The organism is Polynucleobacter sp. UB-Tiil-W10, from assembly GCF_018881605.1.
Lineage (GTDB): Bacteria > Pseudomonadota > Gammaproteobacteria > Burkholderiales > Burkholderiaceae > Polynucleobacter.
Window position 1 is genome coordinate 68,987 of record NZ_JACVPZ010000001.1, and the last position, 17,387, is coordinate 86,373.

18 protein-coding genes, 1 tRNA gene and 1 pseudogene are annotated in these 17,387 nt (G+C 45.1%); 8 read left to right on the forward strand and 12 right to left on the reverse strand.

The genetic code is table 11. From position 1 onward, the window contains the following. Window position 1: 1 nt before the first annotated feature. Together ICN33_RS00285 and ICN33_RS00290 are read right to left on the reverse strand one after the other, a co-directional pair. Window positions 2–934: a branched-chain amino acid ABC transporter permease gene (locus tag ICN33_RS00285; RefSeq protein ID WP_216193445.1), complete on the reverse strand. Its 933-nt coding sequence runs from the start codon at window positions 932–934 to the stop codon at window positions 2–4. A gap of 30 nt (window positions 935–964) precedes the next feature. Then, window positions 965–2,116 carry a branched-chain amino acid ABC transporter substrate-binding protein gene (locus ICN33_RS00290; protein ID WP_216193448.1) on the reverse strand — a complete coding sequence of 384 codons (1,152 nt, stop codon included), beginning with the start codon at window positions 2,114–2,116 and terminating at the stop codon, window positions 965–967. 217 nt (window positions 2,117–2,333) lie between these two features. On the opposite strand from ICN33_RS00290, the gene ICN33_RS00295 reads away from it, so the two are divergent. Both ICN33_RS00295 and ICN33_RS00300 read left to right on the forward strand, forming a co-directional pair. Further along, complete coding sequence (locus ICN33_RS00295) at window positions 2,334–2,681, forward strand: CidA/LrgA family protein (protein WP_216193449.1); 348 nt, start codon at window positions 2,334–2,336, stop codon at window positions 2,679–2,681. Continuing rightward, a complete protein-coding gene (locus ICN33_RS00300; protein ID WP_216193451.1) occupies window positions 2,674–3,402 on the forward strand; it encodes an LrgB family protein in 729 nt (242 codons plus the stop codon). The genes ICN33_RS00295 and ICN33_RS00300 overlap by 8 nt, the downstream gene beginning before the upstream one ends. A 3-nt stretch (window positions 3,403–3,405) precedes the next feature. Here the strand turns inward: ICN33_RS00300 and ICN33_RS00305 are convergent, their stop codons facing one another. From ICN33_RS00305 to ICN33_RS00315, 3 genes are all read right to left on the reverse strand, one after another. Then, window positions 3,406–3,720 (reverse strand): HigA family addiction module antitoxin, encoded by a 315-nt coding sequence (locus ICN33_RS00305; protein ID WP_216193453.1) that lies wholly within the window; start codon window positions 3,718–3,720, stop codon window positions 3,406–3,408. 8 nt (window positions 3,721–3,728) lie between these two features. Then, on the reverse strand, window positions 3,729–4,007 hold the full coding sequence (locus ICN33_RS00310) for a type II toxin-antitoxin system RelE/ParE family toxin (protein WP_216193455.1): 279 nt from the start codon (window positions 4,005–4,007) through the stop codon (window positions 3,729–3,731). Window positions 4,008–4,069: 62 nt separating this feature from the next. Further along, window positions 4,070–5,413, reverse strand: a complete 1,344-nt coding sequence (locus tag ICN33_RS00315; protein WP_216193457.1) for an aspartate aminotransferase family protein — start codon at window positions 5,411–5,413, stop codon at window positions 4,070–4,072. A 100-nt stretch (window positions 5,414–5,513) separates the two neighbouring features. Here ICN33_RS00315 and ICN33_RS00320 point away from each other — a divergent pair. The 4 genes and pseudogenes from ICN33_RS00320 to ICN33_RS00335 all read left to right on the forward strand — a co-directional run bounded on the left by ICN33_RS00320 (window position 5,514) and on the right by ICN33_RS00335 (window position 9,971). Next, window positions 5,514–5,911, forward strand: a pseudogene (locus ICN33_RS00320) (nuclear transport factor 2 family protein). Window positions 5,912–5,937: 26 nt separating this feature from the next. Then, window positions 5,938–7,323, forward strand: coding sequence for an FAD-binding oxidoreductase (locus ICN33_RS00325; RefSeq protein ID WP_216193459.1), 1,386 nt, complete (start codon window positions 5,938–5,940; stop codon window positions 7,321–7,323). 43 nt (window positions 7,324–7,366) lie between these two features. Next, complete coding sequence (locus ICN33_RS00330) at window positions 7,367–8,347, forward strand: tripartite tricarboxylate transporter substrate binding protein (RefSeq protein ID WP_216193461.1); 981 nt, start codon at window positions 7,367–7,369, stop codon at window positions 8,345–8,347. Between the two features lie 34 nt (window positions 8,348–8,381). Then, complete coding sequence (locus tag ICN33_RS00335; protein ID WP_216193462.1) at window positions 8,382–9,971, forward strand: gamma-glutamyltransferase family protein; 1,590 nt, start codon at window positions 8,382–8,384, stop codon at window positions 9,969–9,971. Between the two features lie 22 nt (window positions 9,972–9,993). Here the strand turns inward: ICN33_RS00335 and ICN33_RS00340 are convergent, their stop codons facing one another. Further along, entirely contained in the window at window positions 9,994–10,185 is a 192-nt protein-coding gene (locus ICN33_RS00340) for a hypothetical protein (RefSeq protein ID WP_216193464.1), read from the reverse strand. 160 nt (window positions 10,186–10,345) lie between these two features. Here ICN33_RS00340 and ICN33_RS00345 point away from each other — a divergent pair, with 160 nt between their 5' ends. Then, window positions 10,346–10,639 (forward strand): ADP-ribosyl-(dinitrogen reductase) hydrolase, encoded by a 294-nt coding sequence (locus tag ICN33_RS00345; RefSeq protein WP_216193466.1) that lies wholly within the window; start codon window positions 10,346–10,348, stop codon window positions 10,637–10,639. Between the two features lie 55 nt (window positions 10,640–10,694). After that, on the forward strand, window positions 10,695–11,045 hold the full coding sequence (locus ICN33_RS00350; protein ID WP_216193468.1) for a hypothetical protein: 351 nt from the start codon (window positions 10,695–10,697) through the stop codon (window positions 11,043–11,045). 4 nt (window positions 11,046–11,049) lie between these two features. Here the strand turns inward: ICN33_RS00350 and ICN33_RS10450 are convergent, their stop codons facing one another. The 6 genes from ICN33_RS10450 to ICN33_RS00380 all read right to left on the reverse strand — a co-directional run bounded on the left by ICN33_RS10450 (window position 11,050) and on the right by ICN33_RS00380 (window position 17,325). Continuing rightward, the gene (locus ICN33_RS10450; protein WP_216193470.1) at window positions 11,050–12,378 is read right to left on the reverse strand and encodes an ATP-dependent RecD-like DNA helicase; all 1,329 of its coding nucleotides are present in this window, start codon (window positions 12,376–12,378) and stop codon (window positions 11,050–11,052) included. Window positions 12,379–12,381: 3 nt separating this feature from the next. Then, the gene (locus tag ICN33_RS00360) at window positions 12,382–13,167 is read right to left on the reverse strand and encodes an SUMF1/EgtB/PvdO family nonheme iron enzyme (protein WP_216193472.1); all 786 of its coding nucleotides are present in this window, start codon (window positions 13,165–13,167) and stop codon (window positions 12,382–12,384) included. A gap of 52 nt (window positions 13,168–13,219) precedes the next feature. Continuing rightward, window positions 13,220–13,295 (reverse strand) — tRNA-His (locus ICN33_RS00365). A 65-nt stretch (window positions 13,296–13,360) separates the two neighbouring features. Then, on the reverse strand, window positions 13,361–14,443 hold the full coding sequence (gene dusA, locus ICN33_RS00370; RefSeq protein ID WP_370623206.1) for a tRNA dihydrouridine(20/20a) synthase DusA: 1,083 nt from the start codon (window positions 14,441–14,443) through the stop codon (window positions 13,361–13,363). A 213-nt stretch (window positions 14,444–14,656) separates the two neighbouring features. After that, window positions 14,657–15,865, reverse strand: coding sequence for a DUF1501 domain-containing protein (locus ICN33_RS00375; protein WP_216193474.1), 1,209 nt, complete (start codon window positions 15,863–15,865; stop codon window positions 14,657–14,659). Beyond that, window positions 15,862–17,325, reverse strand: coding sequence for a DUF1800 family protein (locus ICN33_RS00380; RefSeq protein WP_216193476.1), 1,464 nt, complete (start codon window positions 17,323–17,325; stop codon window positions 15,862–15,864). Before ICN33_RS00380 ends, ICN33_RS00375 begins: the two co-directional genes overlap by 4 nt. Window positions 17,326–17,387 lie beyond the last annotated feature (62 nt).

Consider the following 17,387-nt stretch of genomic DNA (forward strand, 5'->3'; position numbering starts at 1 on the left):
CTTAAACTCGCTCGCTTGATTTTTCAGAAATCAAGCCCGTAGGCTTCAATCCCATAATGATGATGATGACTGCAAATGCAAATACGTCTTTGTAGGCGCTAGGAACGTTCGGCAATATTGCTGGTAGCAAAACAGCGCCAATAGTTTGTAGACCTGCAAATAAAAATCCACCCACAATCGCACCGTAGAAATTACCCAATCCCCCCACTACTGCAGCAGAGAAACCAATCACGCCAAGCAATAAACCCATACTGAAATTCACCTCGTTGTAGTAAAGACCATTCATTAGGCCGGCTAGAGCAGCTAAAGCCGAACCCAACATGAAGGTAATCAACACCACACGGTGAAAGTTAATGCCCATAATCCGCGCAGTTTCACTATCTTGAGCAACTGCACGAATCGCTAAACCAATTTTGCTTTTTGTAATCAGGCGTTGAACCGCCACAATCGTCAACACTCCAGTGATCAGCAAGATAAGACTGTCAGAGCGCAAAGTAAATTCACCCAGAACAATGCCATCAACTGGCAATAACTTAGGGAAAGGCTTAGGGTTAGATCCATTTGGATAAAACAAGCGCACTGCCTCTCGCAAAGCAAGGCCGAGCATCAAAGTTACCAACAAGGTATTGATTGGTGGCGCTTTTTGCAAGGGCAAGATGAGATAGCGCGCAATTACTGCACCCAGAAAAGCAGCCACTGAGAGGCTCACCAGCATCAATATAAATAGCTGGAGCCAGGGCGATGTAAATGTCTCAGCTATACCAATATAGGCGGTGAGGCCAGCAAAGGCCCCCACCATCAGGATGTCACCGTGAGAAAACTTAATGACATCCAATACACCGAAGTAGAGGGTAAATCCAACTGCCACGATTGCATAAATTACACCCAACATCAAACCATTGAGCAGGTACTGCAAAAAAATATCAAATGACATGCAAAATTACCCTCTTCTACTACGATTCAATTACTGCCCTAACTTACGCTGCTTTTTAGCGTAGAGACTGTCTTCCCAGAGAACCCATTTGCCATCTTGCGCAACATACTTCGAGATCAAAGGAACAATGTTTTGACGATGATCATCAAAGCTCACTTTGCCAATAATCGTTTCAACGTTTTGGGTGTTGTTTAAAACTTCCATTACCTTCTTGCGATTAGGGCCTGCCTTTTCAATTGCAGCCATGATCAAGTTAGCAGCGGTATAGGCAAATGGACCATAAGCTTCAGGCGCATCTGGATACTTCTGCTGTGAATACTTCGCAATAAACTCCAGTCCACCTGGGAGTTTTTCCCATGGCGCACCTTCGATGAAGGACAAAGAGCCTTCAGACAATTTACCCAAGCCCTCGATGTAAGCATCAGACTTGATACCAGAAGTTCCTTCGAATACAGCCTTAATACCTAAGCGATCCATTTGCGTACGAATGCGAATACCAATTGGAGTCAAGCCACCGAAGTAAACCACTTCAGGATTTAATTGCTTAATTTTGGTTAACTCTGCAGTGAAGTCCTGTTGATCGGCAGTTACACCAAACGTGCCCAAGATCTGCCCGCCATTTTTAGTGAGGAACTGGGTGAAGTACTTGTTGTGGCCTTTGCCGTAATCGGTAGTGTCATGAATGATGACCCACTTCTTGTAGCCCAAACCCGTTAAGAATTTAGCAGCTACTTCATTTTGGTTAATCATCGTGCCATTAACGCGATGAATCTCTTTATAGTCGTTGCCGTATGTAATTTCAGGAAGAACGGCGCCCCATACCATTACTGGCAAACCAAACTTGTGATAAACGTCGACTGTACTCATGGCTACTGCTGAGCAATAGTGGGTTACGCCTGCAATGATTGAGCTATCAGAAGCAATTTTAGTGGCGACCTGTACACCCACATTCGGCTTGCACTCATCATCAGCGGTAACCAATTCATACTTATATTTAGCATTGGGGTCTTGGTTCTTAAGGCGAACCGCTAAGTCTGCAGAATTTCGACCACCGATACCATTGGCAGAGACGCCTCCGGTCAAAGGTCCAATATAAGCAATCTTGACTGTATCTTTAGCGGATACAGAGAAAGAAAGGCTGGAACACAAAGCAAGAAGCAAGCCAGAAACAAGTGACTTCATGTTGAATCTCCTATTTATTAATATGAACTGCTATTTTCAGACCAGTGTAGCAAGATTTTGTATGCAAGATATTGACTGGAGTCATCTGTACACTAGTGCACAGCTCACTCTAGCTCAGGATTCCAAAACGAAACCCTATAGAAACCCCCTCTTTGGTGCCTGGGGCACTAGGATGGTTAGATAAGCACTCCATGCAAGCAGGCGGTAAGATAGGCGCATGATTTCTGGTCTGGTACAAATCCTTCTGTTTCAAAGCCTGGGCGAACTGGTTTCCAAGTTCCTGCTACCAACACTACCTGGTCCAGTGATTGGATTAGTTCTATTAGTCCTTTGGCTTGTATTACGCAAAGGAATCAATTCCGAATTAGCGATGGTTGCCGATGGGTTTAGTCAGTACCTGGGCCTACTTTTTGTACCTGCAGCCGTTGGCGTCGTTCTTTTCTTGCCTCAGCTAAAGGCTAATGCCTTGGCCATTATTAGCGCGCTGATCGGCAGCGTCATTCTCACTATCGCCTCCAGCGCTCTTGTAGCACGGTTTTTAAGCAAGAAAGAATCTCATGAGTGAAAAACACTCCATTGTGGAGATTTGGGTCTACTTATCAGGCAGCCCGCTCTTTGCTCTATTTATTACGCTGGCAGCCTATCAAATTGGGTTAACTATTTATAAGGCCAGCCATCAGAATCCTGTAGCTAACCCAGTAGCGATTGCTATCCTGATCGTAGCGAGCACTATTCAATTTATTGAGATGCCCTATTCGACCTATTTTGAAGGCGCCCAATTTATTCATTTCCTGCTCGGCTCCGCGACAGTCTCTTTAGCGATACCTATTTATCGAGGCCTAAGCAGTCTCAAAGGTAGATCCATTCCACTGATTGTTTCGCTCTGCACAGGTGGCCTAGTGTCAATCATCAGTGCTGTGGGAATTGCCACGATGCTAGGGGCTGACTCCAGCATTACCGGAGCAATGTATCCCAAATCGGTAACGGCCCCAATCGCTATGGGTATCGCAGAACGGATTGGTGTCTCGCCTACCCTCACTGCGATCTTTGCAGTGAGCACAGGAATACTCGGAGCAATCTTGGCGCCTTTTGTTCTCAATGCATTGGGTATGAAAGCCTGGTGGCAAAGAGGCTTTGCGATTGGCATCGGTGCACACGGCATTGGTACCTCACGTGCGTTTAGCATCCATCCAGAAGCTGGAACCTATGCGAGCCTAGCAATGGGAATGAATGGCGTGGTGAGTGCTGTTGCAATACCAGTGATTTACCATTTGCTGAATCACTAATTTTTAGGCAGCCAATAAATCCGAGATTTGTACGTGCTTCACTTTTGTCTTAAGCGTCTTTCTGGCTTTCCATAAGTCATAAGTAGACTGTTGAGCCAACCAAAGACTTGCGCTACCACCATTTTCAACTCCTAACCATGCCTCAATTCTCAATGCCATCTCAGGGGAAATTGCGGCCTTGGCATTTAATACTCGAGATAAAGCAGCCCTAGTAACACCAAGCTGTTCTGCTGCAGCAGTAACAGTAATCCCAAGGGCAGGCAGAATGTCATCACGCAAGGTGAGTCCTGGATGTGGGGGGTTAAACAATTTTCTCATTTTTATCATCAATGGTAGTCCTGATAATTTACCAACACTACATCTTCACCTTCAAACCTAAAAGTAATTCTCCAATTGCCGCTAACAGAAATTGAAAAATGGCCGACCAGTTTGCCGCTTAAAGAATGTAATCGCCAACCGGGAATATTCACATCCTCCCAATTTCGAGCCTCATGCAATCTAGACAATTGACGGGAAAGACGAGGCGCATGACTACTTTGAATACCAGCACGGCTTCCGGTTTCAAAAAATAGCTGCAATCCTTTGTGTCGGAACGATTTGATCATACCATATTGTATAGTGTTGCTATACAATATTCCAACCAATTAAAAACCTAATTTTTGCACGGTTAACTCACTCTCATTGCCACATCAATAGCATCACCTAAAACGCTACACATAAATTCCACTTCTTCTGGTTTAGAAATAAATGGTGGGCCTACAGCAATGGCGTCGCCTGCGACTCGCACTAGCGTGCCCATTTCTATGCAGGCCTCCAGCACTTTCATAGAGCGAAGACCAGGTTTTCCGGGCACAGGATCAAGCTCAACCGCTCCTGATAATCCAAAGTTACGAATATCTAAGATCCCTGACTTACCTTTTAAGGCATGAAGACCATTTTCTAAAACAGGTTCGAGAGCTCGAGCACGATTAACCAAATCATCAGACTCAAAAATATCGAGCACAGCATGACCAGCAGCAGCAGGAATTGGGTGGCCTGAATAGGTATAGCCGTGGAAGAATTCAATGGCTTGCTCTTGTCCACCATTAGCAATGATATTGTCATAGATATCACCACGCACGATCACCCCACCCAATGGAATCACTCCATTGGTAATTCCCTTGGCAAAAGTAATCATGTCAGGAGTAACACCAAAGCGATCAGCTCCGAAGTTCGCTCCTAAGCGGCCAAAACCAGTAATGACTTCATCAAAGATCAGCAAAATACCGTGCTTGGTACAGATCTCGCGAATCCTTTGCAAATAACCCTCTGGCGGTACGATCACGCCAGTAGATCCTTGTACAGGCTCCATGATGACTGCGGCAATTGTATTGGCATCGTGAAGTGCAACAATCTTTTCTAACTCCTCCGCCAAATGAGCTCCCCACTTTGGCTGCCCTCTTGAGAAAGCCATTTCCGACAGGTTAAGTGTGTGAGGCAAATGATCAACCCCAGGCATCATCATGCTGGCAAACATTTTTCGGTTGGCGACCATGCCGCCTACAGAAATACCTGCAATACCAACGCCGTGATAAGCGCGATCTCGTCCAATCAACCGAATGCGGGATGCGTTACCCATTACGCGGTGATAACCAATCGCAATCTTCAATGCTGTATCAACCGCCTCCGAACCGGAATTAGTAAAGAACACTTTATCCAACCCCTTAGGAGCCAGCTTGGCAATACGATTAGCTAGGCTAAAAGTCGTTTCACTGGCCATCTGAAACGCGGGGCAATAATCCATGGTTTCAAACTGCTTTTGAATGGCTGCACCAATACGAGGATCAGCGTGCCCTAATGGGGAGCACCAAAGCCCCGATAAACCATCAAACAGCTTACGACCATGATCATCAAAGTAGTAAGCTCCCTTAGCAGACTGCATGATCTTAGGGTGATGCTGAAAGTAACGGTTGGGTGTGAACGGCAGCCAATAGGCTGACATGTCAATTGGCTTTGTTGATTTGTGATCCATGCTTGTCTCAAATTTTTTTATTGGAATAATTCGATACTATCGTATTTTCAAGGTCCTTCATTGAACACCTTAATTAATTACACTGAATATCCCGCTTCCCATGCAGAAAACTAATGATCAAATTACGGTAGCCACCTTGGCAGCGTTTAGTGCGGCCTGGAATCGCCACGATATTGATGCTCTCATGAGTTACATGACTGATGACTGCGTTTTTAAACTGCAGCCGGACCAGATGCCTGTGGAACACGCCATGTCGGTACAGAAGCTGTAAGAGCTGCTTTTGAAAGCGCTTGGTTAAACTTTCCCGATGCCAAATGGATTAATGATCGGCACTTTGTCCAACAGGACCTAGGGATATCTGAGTGGACATTTACCGGAACGGCCGCTGATGGTTCTCGGGTAGAAGCCGACGGAGTAGATATCTTCACCTTCAAGGATGGCAAGATTCAAATGAAAAATGTCTTTCGCAAGAATCGCCCCAACCTTCCAGCAAAATAAGCGGGAATGCCCTAGACTCGATCTCCATGAAATATGACCCGCTTTATGACCCGCTAACTTCCTCCAATCCTGGAGCAGGACAAGACTATGCACCCAGCTATTGGGCTGCTAGTGCTGGCATACCACCAAAAACAGATGGTCCGATTACACAAGATATTGATGTCGATGTTGTTGTCATTGGCTCAGGGTCGACAGGTGTATCTACTGCGCTTCATTTAGCACAGGAGCATGGCATTAAGGCAGTGATCTTGGAGGCCAATCAAACTGCATGGGGTTGCTCCAGCAGAAGTGGAGGACAAGGTCAAAATGCTAGTGGTCGGTTATCAAGATCACAATGGATTGAGCGCTGGGGGTTAGAAACGGCCAAAAAATTAGATCGAGAAATTTATACCGGTTTTGAAAATTTCAAAGATCTTGTTAGTCAAATTGACTGTGATGCAACCGATGGCGGCCACCTCTATGTCGCACATCGCCCAGAGAAATTGGCTTACCTTCAAAATGAAGCAAGGGTTCGCAAAGAGATTTTTGGATACGACCCCTTATTAATGGGCTCTCAAGCATTAAGGGAGCAGTACTGCGATGATCATGATGCCGCTGGAGCAATGTTAGAGCGCGAAGGTGTTGGCATTCACCCGCTGAAATTTACTTTTGGCTTGCTCAAAAAAGCACAAAGTCTAGGCGTAAAGATTCATACCAGCAGTCCCGTGGAATCTTGGGAAACGATTAATGGAGTTCATCATATTCAAACACCCGGTGGTGTAGTTCGCGCTAAACGTATTGCCATTTGTACTGGTGGCTACGGAATACAAGGATTAAAACCCGTCAAAAATCGCATTCTTCCGATTCTGTCAAATTCAGTAGTGACTAGACCGCTGACCGATGCAGAGATAGCCGCCTGTAATTTTCGGTCACATACCTTCCTTACAGATACTCGGACGCTGCGTTTTTATTACCGACTTCTAAAAGACAATCGCCTGCAATTGGGCAGTCGCAGCTCTATTAGTGGAGCAGATGCCAACTCACCTGAGCATCTGAAGTTGCTAACAGATGCGATTGCTAGAAAGTTTCCTCCACTTGCCGGAATACAGATTGATTACTCATGGTGGGGCTGGGTAGATGTGAGTCACGATATGATGCCGCGCATTACTCAGCCAGATCCAAAGCAAATGGTTTGGTATGCATTGGGATATGGAGGCAATGGCGTTTCCTTCTCCACCTGGGCTGGCAAGCGCTTGGCTGAGCTGGTTGCAGGAAGCAAAGAAAACTCCGAAGTATTTAAGCTCCCGATTTACAACTCCCCTTTAGAATTTCCTAACTTGTTTGGCCAAGTATGCTCAGAAGCATTTGCCCCTTTTAGAAGATTGGGGCAAAGTTTTCTATACAAGTGGTATTGGCTTAAAGATGAAAAATAAATTCACCATTTCAGACTTCAATTTATTTTCAATAAAGGCTCTTATGAATCTCCTTCATCGCATCGCACTTAGCATTACCCTGTCCTTGGGTTTGATCAATCTCAGTAATGCAGCGCCCGATACTGATTGGCCTAAAAAACCAATCCAAATGATCCTCTCCTTCCCCGCCGGAGGTGCATCCGATGTCTTCGCTCGCAGTATTGCTGCACCACTTGGAGAATCTTTAGGTCAAGCGGTTGTGATTGAAAATAAGCCTGGTGCGGGCGGAATGATTGGCATGACTGCAGCAGCTAAAGCAAACCCCGATGGATACACAGTTCACTTTAGCGCCTTAACCAATCAAGCTATTGCGCAAGCGCTCTTTAGTAATGCCCCTGTTAACTTAGAAAAAGATTTTGTTTCGGTTGCGCTGGTCGGCTCGATTCCCCACATCCTTGAAGTAAACCCAACCGTTCCCGCAAAAAATATGCCCGAACTCATTGCCTTTATTAAATCTAAAAACGGTAACTTTAATTACGCCTCCCAAGGTAACGGAACCCTATCCCATCTTGAGGCCCAATTATTTATGGAGCGCATCGGAGCTACTGGGGTTCACATCCCCTATAAAGGTAGCAGCTTTGCCTTGCCTGATTTAATTGCTGGTAATACCTTAATGATGTTTGATAGCCTTACCGCATCATTACCGCACATCCAAAGTGGCAAACTCAGACCCATTGCATTGGTTTCCTCGGAACGCTCACCCTTAATGCTTAATGTGCCGACTTTTGAGCAAGATGGCATGAAAAAATTCGATGTTGAAAATTTATTTGCTATCTATGCCCCCAAAGGCACACCTCCCGGAGTAGTTGCTCGTCTGGAAAAAGAGATCCGTAAAATCCTGACTAACCCTGACTTTAAAAATAGATTGGCTAATCAGGGTGTCCATCCCCAGTTTGCCAATTCCGAAAAGTTAACTGAGATTACTATTGCTGAACAAGCTAAGTGGGCCAAGATTGTGAAAGCCTCCAATATTAAAATTGATTAATTACTAGCAACATTAAATAACTAGAAAACAGACTATGTTGATATCCCCTCCATTTAGCGGCGGCCGCGCTCCTGTGCTGGCGCGTAATACTGTTGCAAGCTCTCAGCCGCTGGCCACTCAAGCTGGCATTGAAGTGCTTCAGAATGGTGGCAATGCAGTCGATGCCGCTCTCGCAACCGCGATCACACTTACTGTTGTAGAGCCTACGATGAATGGCATCGGCGGGGATGGATTTGCAATTCTTTGGGATGGTAAGAAACTGCATGGCTTAAATGCTTCTGGGTGCGCACCTGCCGCTTGGACGCCAGAGTATTTTGCAGGTAAAGCAGCCATGGATTTAATCGGCTGGAATACCGTCACTGTTCCGGGCATGGTGGCCGGATGGATTGAGCTCTCCAGAAAATTTGGCAAACTTCCATTTGCACAATTATTTAAACGTGCGATTGATTATGCGGAAAATGGCTTTCCCGTTTCACCCGTGATTGCTCGTCAGTGGCGTGAAGCAATTCCAATCCTGAAAAATCAACCGGGTTTTGCAGAGTCATTTTTGATTGATGGCAAAGCACCTCAAGCAGGTCAAATCTGGAAATACCCAGCACAAGCAAAAACGCTAAAAGAAATTGCTGCCACTGAAGGGGAATCTTTTTACAAGGGGCCACTTGCAAAAAGTATGGTGGAATTTGCTCAAGCTACTGGCGGCTGCTTCACTATGCAAGACTTTGCAGATAACAAACCAGAGTGGGTTGAGCCTCTCGCCTTTGATTACGGCGACTACACTCTCCATGAGATCCCGCCGAACGGCTCAGGCATTGCTGCACAAATTGCATTGGGGATATTACAAGCGACCAATGTGAAGCAATACCCCGCTAATTCAGCGCAGCGTATTCACTTGCAGATTGAAGCAATGCGGATGGCATTTGCTGATGTCTATGCTTATGTATCGGATGCTCGCTCCATGCAAATGCCGGTGAGTTCCTTATTGGATAGAGAATATTTGGCTAGCCGTGCAGCTATGATTGATCACCACAAGGCTGGTAGTTATGGTCCTGGCGATCCTCATTCGGGTGGCACTGTTTATTTATGTGCCGCTGATGATTCCGGCATGATGATTTCTTATATTCAATCAAACTTCAAAGGTTTTGGTTCTGGCGTTGTCGCACCAGGTGGGATTGCCTTTCATAATCGAGGCATGAGTTTCAGGCTCGACGATGGGCACCCCAATCAAGTTGCCCCAGGCAAACGTCCTTTCCACACCATTCTCCCCGCCTTCTTGACCAAAGACGGCCAACCGACTATGGCATTTGGCGTGATGGGTGGCAATATGCAACCGCAAGGTCACATCCAATTCGTGATGCGCTTTGTAGATGAATACCTTAATCCGCAAGCCTGCTCTGATGCGCCGCGTTGGCGTATTGATGACTTAGGAAAACTCACCGTTGAAGCAGCGATGCCAGCAAGTGTTGTCGAGGGACTAAAAGTACTTGGTCATGAGGTTGCTGTGCAACCAGCAAGCAGCTTAGACTTTGGAAGCGCCCAAGCAGTTGCTAGGTTGAGTGCAGATGCTGATTCAGCTTATATCGCTGGTAGCGATCATCGCAGAGATGGGTTAGCGACTGGATTCTAAAGTAAAGTTTTAGAAAAGTAGTCTACCAATCCAAATCATCATCACTAGCATTTGAAAATGCCTCAATAAGCAAATCTTCATCGCCGTCACTAGCGATAGCTCGAGCACTTTCACGCCATCCCACTCTAACCGTCTTATTGGGCTCATTAAGATATAAAGCACGCTTACCTGCTTTGACAGTCAGTTCACATTTGAAATTCAGATCATTTATCACAAGAGTAGAAATAGTGAAATTAGATTTCTATTTTAATAAAAGTGCGATGCAAAATTTCTGAAATGAATGCCAGTATTTCTATTGGGGTGATTGATACCCTAACTCATCTATAGACTCACCAATTTGATAAAATATGTATATACAATACTAAGGTGAGAGCATGAAGAATCTGGTCATTAGCCCTGCTATTAAAGAAAAGCTGCTCCAAAAACATAGCTTAAGCAGAAATGATGTTGAACAGTGCTTTATGAATAGAACGCGCTCTTACCTAATGGATAATAGGCTAAATCATGTAACAGACCCTCCAACCGAATGGTTTATCGCAGAGAATAATCGCGGATTACTTATTAAAGTGGTATTCGTATTTGATGATGGAATTATCTATTTAAAAAGTGCATTTCCACCAAATTTAACAGAAATTAGTATATACAATACAATATCAATACCTTACTAAAAATGTCATTTCTTATGAATCGAACAATTATTAAAGCTTATAAGCGAGGAAAGCGATGATCGCAAAAACAAAGAAGGCAATGATTCAAAACACTGCTGAGGCTTGGGAAAATGGTGAATTCGGTATGGATATCAAATACGCCAGAGCAGCAAATAAGAAAATTGGGGCTCAAATAGATGAGGCCTTAGGGCTACAGATGATCTCCATTCGCCTCGAAAAGGAACTAATTGAATCCTACAAGCTCTTAGGTACAAAGTATGACATGGGCTATCAGCCTCTCATGCGCGAGGCTTTAAAGCGATTTGTTGAAGGTGAATTTAAGATGATTGCAAGTGAGGTCCTTGAAAAGCAAAACGCAGCTAAGCCAAAAGCGAATGCCATCAGAAAGATGAAAAAAGCTGCTTAAAACTTTATTTAGTAGGCAAGCAATTCATATAAAAACGCTTGATCTCTTGATCACAACTTACATCTCTTGGCTCAATAGGTCTTTGAAGAGAGATGCCTTCGATCGTTTTGCAACGACTTAAGGCAACATAGACCTGCCCTGAAGCAAATGCTCCTGATGAGAGGTCGACTTTTACTTTATCAAGGGTTTTACCTTGGCTCTTATGAATAGTGACCGCCCAGGCTAGCATCAACGGAATCTGCACATAAGTACCGATGATGCTGGGAGAGATTTTTCCAGACATCATGTCATGGTCGTAGCGATAAGATTCCCACTGATGACCGGTCACTTCAACCGTATTTGAGTAAGGGCCGTTTTGAACCATGACCTTTACTTTATCAGGCAGCATTTCACGCACTACGCCAATCGTGCCATTCACCCAGCGTTTCGGAAAACCTGGATCTGTGGCCGTGAACATTACCTTTGCCCCCACCTTTAAGGCAAGATTATTCACTGAAGGTAAATTGCGTTCATCAATATTAAATTTACCGGTCGTTTTACCGGTATAGACTTTGACATCAGCAGTAATGGCACGCAACCCTGCCCCATTAATTTGATCAGCTCGCGCATTGGTAGTTGTTAAGGTAATCGTCTGCTCATCAACCTCTGCATCCTTTTTGAAGCACTGTGTATTTAACGTATCGATAGCCTCGTCAATATCTTGATTGATTCGTATGCGATTGAGCAAACTTGCAAAATGTTCATCTTTTTGGCGAAAGATTTTGGAGAGCTCGACCATCGTGACATCTTTTCGATGCAGGGCCATGGCGCAAAAGAAATAAGGTCCTTCGTAACCGCGCTCAGATAGAACCTGCATATCACTACTAGAAACTACAGGAGGCAACTGAAATAAGTCGCCCACAAACATTACTTGGATACCACCAAAGGGCTTTCCTTTTTGCGGACCATTTTCGCGCAAGAATAAATCCATGGCATCGACTACATCCGCACGCACCATCGAGATCTCATCAATGATGAGTAAGCGAATGTCTTTATAGAGACGTTTATCGCGCAGTGGCTTGATGTCTTCTTCGGGAAATATTAAACGTGGTGGCAAGCGGAAAAAGGAATGAATCGTCACCCCTTTTACTTGCAAAGCGGCCACCCCTGTTGGGGCTACAACTACAACATTGCCGGGAATGGCTTCTCGCAGATAGCCGATTAAGGTGGTTTTGCCTGTACCCGCTTTACCGCTCACAAAGATATAGGGATCGTGACGCTCGATTGCTTCAATGACCGCCTGGTAATCAGGGGTAACTTCGATCTCGGATGAATCTATAGCGGGATTAGTCATTCCCTATTGTTTCACGGCATCAACTACACACCGAAATCCAATGTAAACCACAGCAATATCGCCTGGTTTTGATTCCACATCAGACTCTTGCTGTCTTTCTGGTCCGTACCACCACGAAGCACCACGAGTGATATACCCGCCATTGCGCTCGGTTGCCGTCCACTCCCAAACATTGCCGCCCATATCGAACATGCCATTGACGCCTGGCTTGGTTGTTTTAGTGGTGACATGTCCTGCACCGCGATTGAGTGCGCCGGCAGGAGCTAAACCCTTGTAGTCGCCGCAACCACTTAAGCAATGAGAAACTGCTGGGGTACTGCCACCTGGAAAGGGATAGCGCTGTCCTTTGATATATCCCGCAGGAGGATTGTTTCTTTGCTCCAAGAATGCGGCTGATGTCCACTCAGCTTCAGTCGGTAAGCGCTTGTCGTAGAAGCGACAGATAGACTGTGCCTCTTTTTGATTGAGATGTACTGCAGGCTCTAGATCACCAGCAGCAACTCCATATGGCGTTCTCCAAGTCCATCCCGGTTTTTGTACAAAACCACCCTCATAAGAGAGGCCGCCACCTTTTTTCTCTGCAGCGCTGACAAAACCAGTCGACGATGAAAATACTTTAACGTCAGCGATATTCATCTCGGTTTGATCCCAAATCACATTGCCTATCTGTATTGTTGGAATAGAGGATGCAGGGGCGCTTTTGCTAGCCGAAGATCTCAGCATAAAAAAGAGTGCAACAACGGTTAGCAAAACACCGAAAAGAATAGAAGCAATGTCGAACTTTTTCATGGTATTCAATCCCATAGAAAAAGCTCCTCGAGGGAGCTTTTAATGAATATTTTGGGGCGAACGACGGGGCTCGAACCCGCGACAACCAGAATCACAATCTGGGACTCTACCAACTGAGCTACGTCCGCCATAGTAGACCTGAGATTATAGCTTTTAGACCAAAACCCTGTCAAAAATGGCTTAAATGGCCTATCTAGACCACCTCAAATTCAAAAGCAGCCCAATCTCCCAAGGTTAGGCTGGCATCGATGAAGAAATCCACAATCGCCGCCTTACTCTGAACTTTAGCCAAGGCATGGTGATCAGAGAGCCTCTGACGCCAATAACGTGAGCCTGCCCTGCCATGGGCCAAACCCAAAATGTGCCTTGTAAAAGCCCCAATGTAAAAGGGTTTGCCTTTCCCTTGGCACTCATCAAACCATGCTTGCACTTGCTTCACTAATGCGATCTGAATACGATGCCATTCTGTCTCGCTGAAGAGATAACCAGCTGCGTCACCGTTGGTGTTAATCATGTCATCCCAACCTAAGAGCAGGGCTGGAAAGTGATATGCGGCTCTTCCCACCATGAAACCATCAAAGTCATCCCAATGACCGGCGATTTGCTCATTGGTTTCTAAACCACCATTCAGCAAGACCTTGAGATTTGGAAATTGCTTTTGCGCATCCAGTCTGAGTTTTGCTGCCACCTCGTAACGCAATGGCGGTTTACTGCGATTCTCTTTAGGTGATAAACCCTTCAGCACAGCATTGCGTGCATGTATCGTTACCTGACTGGCCCCAGCATCAGCCACGGCGAGAATAAAGTTGAGTGCAAATTGGTAATCTGCTTCAGAGTGAGCAGCATCCATCGAATCTAAACCCAATCGATGCTTGACGGAGATTGGGATGTCTACTGCAGCCTTCATGGATCGCACACACTCAGCTACCAAATGAGGTTCAGCCATTAAACAAGCGCCAAATGCACCACGTTGCACACGCTCAGATGGGCAGCCACAGTTCAGATCAATTTCATCATAGCCCCACTGCTGAGCTAGGTCAGAAGACTTTGCTAAATCAGACGGCTCTGAACCCCCAAGCTGGAGCACAACAGGGTGTTGATCTTGTGAATAATCCAAATGGCGTGGAACATCGCCATGCAGAAGTGCGCCAGTAGTTACCATCTCGGTATATAAAACCGCCTCTTTTGTCAGAGTGCGATGAAAGGATCGGCAATGGCGATCGGTCCATTCCATCATTGGAGCAACGGCTAACCTCTTCTTGTTTTTAGTTTCCACAGACAGTTCAGCTTAATGATTGATTACCGAATATTTTAGTTTGATTTATGTCTGGGCTAAGTAAATCTTGAGCACCAGAGTAATTTAAAAAAATGGTCGCGGAAGAAATTTTATGTGGATAATTTAAGGCGCTGTCCTAGATACTTTAATTATTCCTAAATTCATCGTATTTTTTTGCAAATGAAACATTTACCGTTGCAGGCCTTTCTAGTTTTAAGACTTTTGATACTTAAAAGCTTGATTTAAAAAGTGCTGATAATCTGTTGTCACCGCTAAATCCACACCTCTATCGAGCGATCCAGCGCTTAAACCCGGCCATTGCCCCAATAATTGACCACCGGGAACGTTGCTCCCCATGATTAAACCTAAAGAACCGTGACCGTGATCGGTACCATTACTTCTATTCGAGCGTAAGCGCCTTCCGAACTCTGTCATCACGACTAATGTGTAAGGCTGATTTTTTTCTTCCATATCTTGCGCAAATGCTGCTAGGCTATTACTCAGATTTTTAATGTGTCCATTAAGTCTTCCGGGTTGATTTTCGTGTGTGTCCCAGCCAGACTGATCAACCCAAGCATATTGAAGACTTACATTAGCATCAATTAATCTGGCAACAGAGCGCAAACCCACTCCAGGATCCGCATTTGGATAAGGAATTTTTCCAGAACTCTCATAGGGTATTACTTTTCCAGCACCCTTTCCAAGAGTTTGATTGATGAAATCTAAATTACTTAGATGATCTCTAATCCATGTTGATGCAATTGCATTTCCATCGGCATTACATAAAGCGCTAAGAGCATTAAATCCATTCGCTCCATTTGGCAATGCAATGCCTCCCTGAATGTCTTTTACTGCAATCGCTCGATGAGCCCCCTGCATAGACCGCGGTAAATTATTATTCCCAGCGAATAATGGGATGGAATTTGCCTGAAAGCGAGTTTTGCTAATGACTTGTCTCGCCATCCAACCCAGGTCGTCAGGGAGGGAGTTCAGGGAGTTCACACCCCGCTCCATCATTTCTTGAGCCTCAAAGTGAGAGCGGGTTTCATCTTTAATTCCTATGGCATTCCACACTATCAACTTTCGATCGGCGAAAAGACTAGCCAATGGTGATGCCTCAGGATGCCAATAAAAGATAGCATTTTCTGATTCTACTTTCCCGCCACTGGCATCAATTGCAAAACGCATTTCAGGTGGTCTTGCAGCAATGAAATTCTCATCATTTAGCGGGGATAGAATAGCCAATCCATCAGCCCCTCCTCTCAGGAAGACCACAATAAAAGGGTGAAGCATTTGTGGTGCCGCTAAAACGCCAATGGATTTTTTTGGAGACTGCGCAAAGGCAAGATCTTCAATGCCAGCAAAAGAGGTTGCTAGGCTGAACTTTAAAAATTCACGGCGGCTAATATAGTCAAAACTCATGCTCGCTCCCCAGCAGAAAAATCTGGATCGATTGCTTCAGTTTGGAAGGAAGGCGCGCAAGCCAAATAACCCACCATTTTTCTAGCCACCCTAATATCGCTAAGACGCTCAGAGCCTATCAAATTTTGTGAACGCAGAAGCGCTTGTGACAACTCAGGTCGCGACTGTCCAAATAATGGAGCTTCCCAAGTAGATAGAAGCTGGGTATATGTAGAACCAGAGCTTACATTTCTGAATGGGTTCCACTCCCCAGTACCCCACCAGTTTTCAGCAATACCCTGAATTAATGTCATTCTTTGTCTTAAATAGGCTGCAGATAAATTCCATTGCAATCCGTCTGGTGGGCCCTCGGGAGAAACCCAACCATACAGTGCGGGTCCCGCTGATTCAACTTGACCCATGATTTTTCCTTCTGATATATCAAAAGGTAAATTGATGGCATTAATAAAGGTCGCGGCAAGCCGCATTGGTTTCTTCACCTTTTGACGCCCCTCTTTTGGAGTAGAGAATGCCAGCTTGGCAATATGCTTAGAAAGTAGACCCAATTGATTTTGTGCATGACGATTTTCGGTAAATACCGCCTGCGCACTTTGAACCATTTTTTCTGAAGGTTGATCATTAATCATGCGCTTGATTAATTTACGCATTAAGTAGCGTGCGGTAGCTGGATGATATGCACACAAATCCAATACTTTCTTGCCATCCTTCATGGGGCCACTGTAAGGATCAAATTCTGTTGCCAGAATTCTTTTCTGATAATTGTCGTGCCATGATTCGAGATAAACAAACTGCCCAGTTTTGGGTAAATTTTGGCCGCCGCCAATTCCTGCGCCATCCTCTACTGTCCATCCAGTAAATGCCCTTGCAGCTTCATACACGTCTTGATCGATATAGCCCTTAGGTTTGCCCTGAAGTGCACCAGGCACTTCGCGCCATTGTGCATACAGATTATTCATATAGGCATCTCGACCCAAAGTATGAAGCTCGAATAATTCTCTAGCGTAGTTTTCATTAGCACTGCCTGCTCGTGAGCTTTTGTTATTCAGGTAATACAGCATGCAAGGGTGAGTGCTAGTAGCCTCCAGAAATTGTCGGAAATTACCAAAAGCATGTTTGCGAATTACCTCACTTTCCCAATGAGGCAAAAATGCTCCGACATTTTGCTCATACCCATAAACCGAGAAATGATCTCTCCAAAAGCTAATCCACTCTTCTTCCCAGTGGCTTTTTGAGTGAATTGCTCTTAAAAGTGTAGCGGCCTGAATTTCTTTTCTAGGGCGCGATCTTTCTGGGGGCGGGATCAACTCATCCTTACCCGTATACTGAAATAAAGTAGTAATACTTGCGTTTAATAAACTCAGCGGCTTTAACTCATCAACAGCAGGATAGTCTCTACCATCCTTCAGCTTGCCTGCAGCATAGCGCTCCCTAAGAAGGGTTTGACTTAAATCAATATTCAATTACAGAGCCCTTAGCTAACTCACATATAAAAGTGATGAATCATCATGGGTGAGGTTGTATA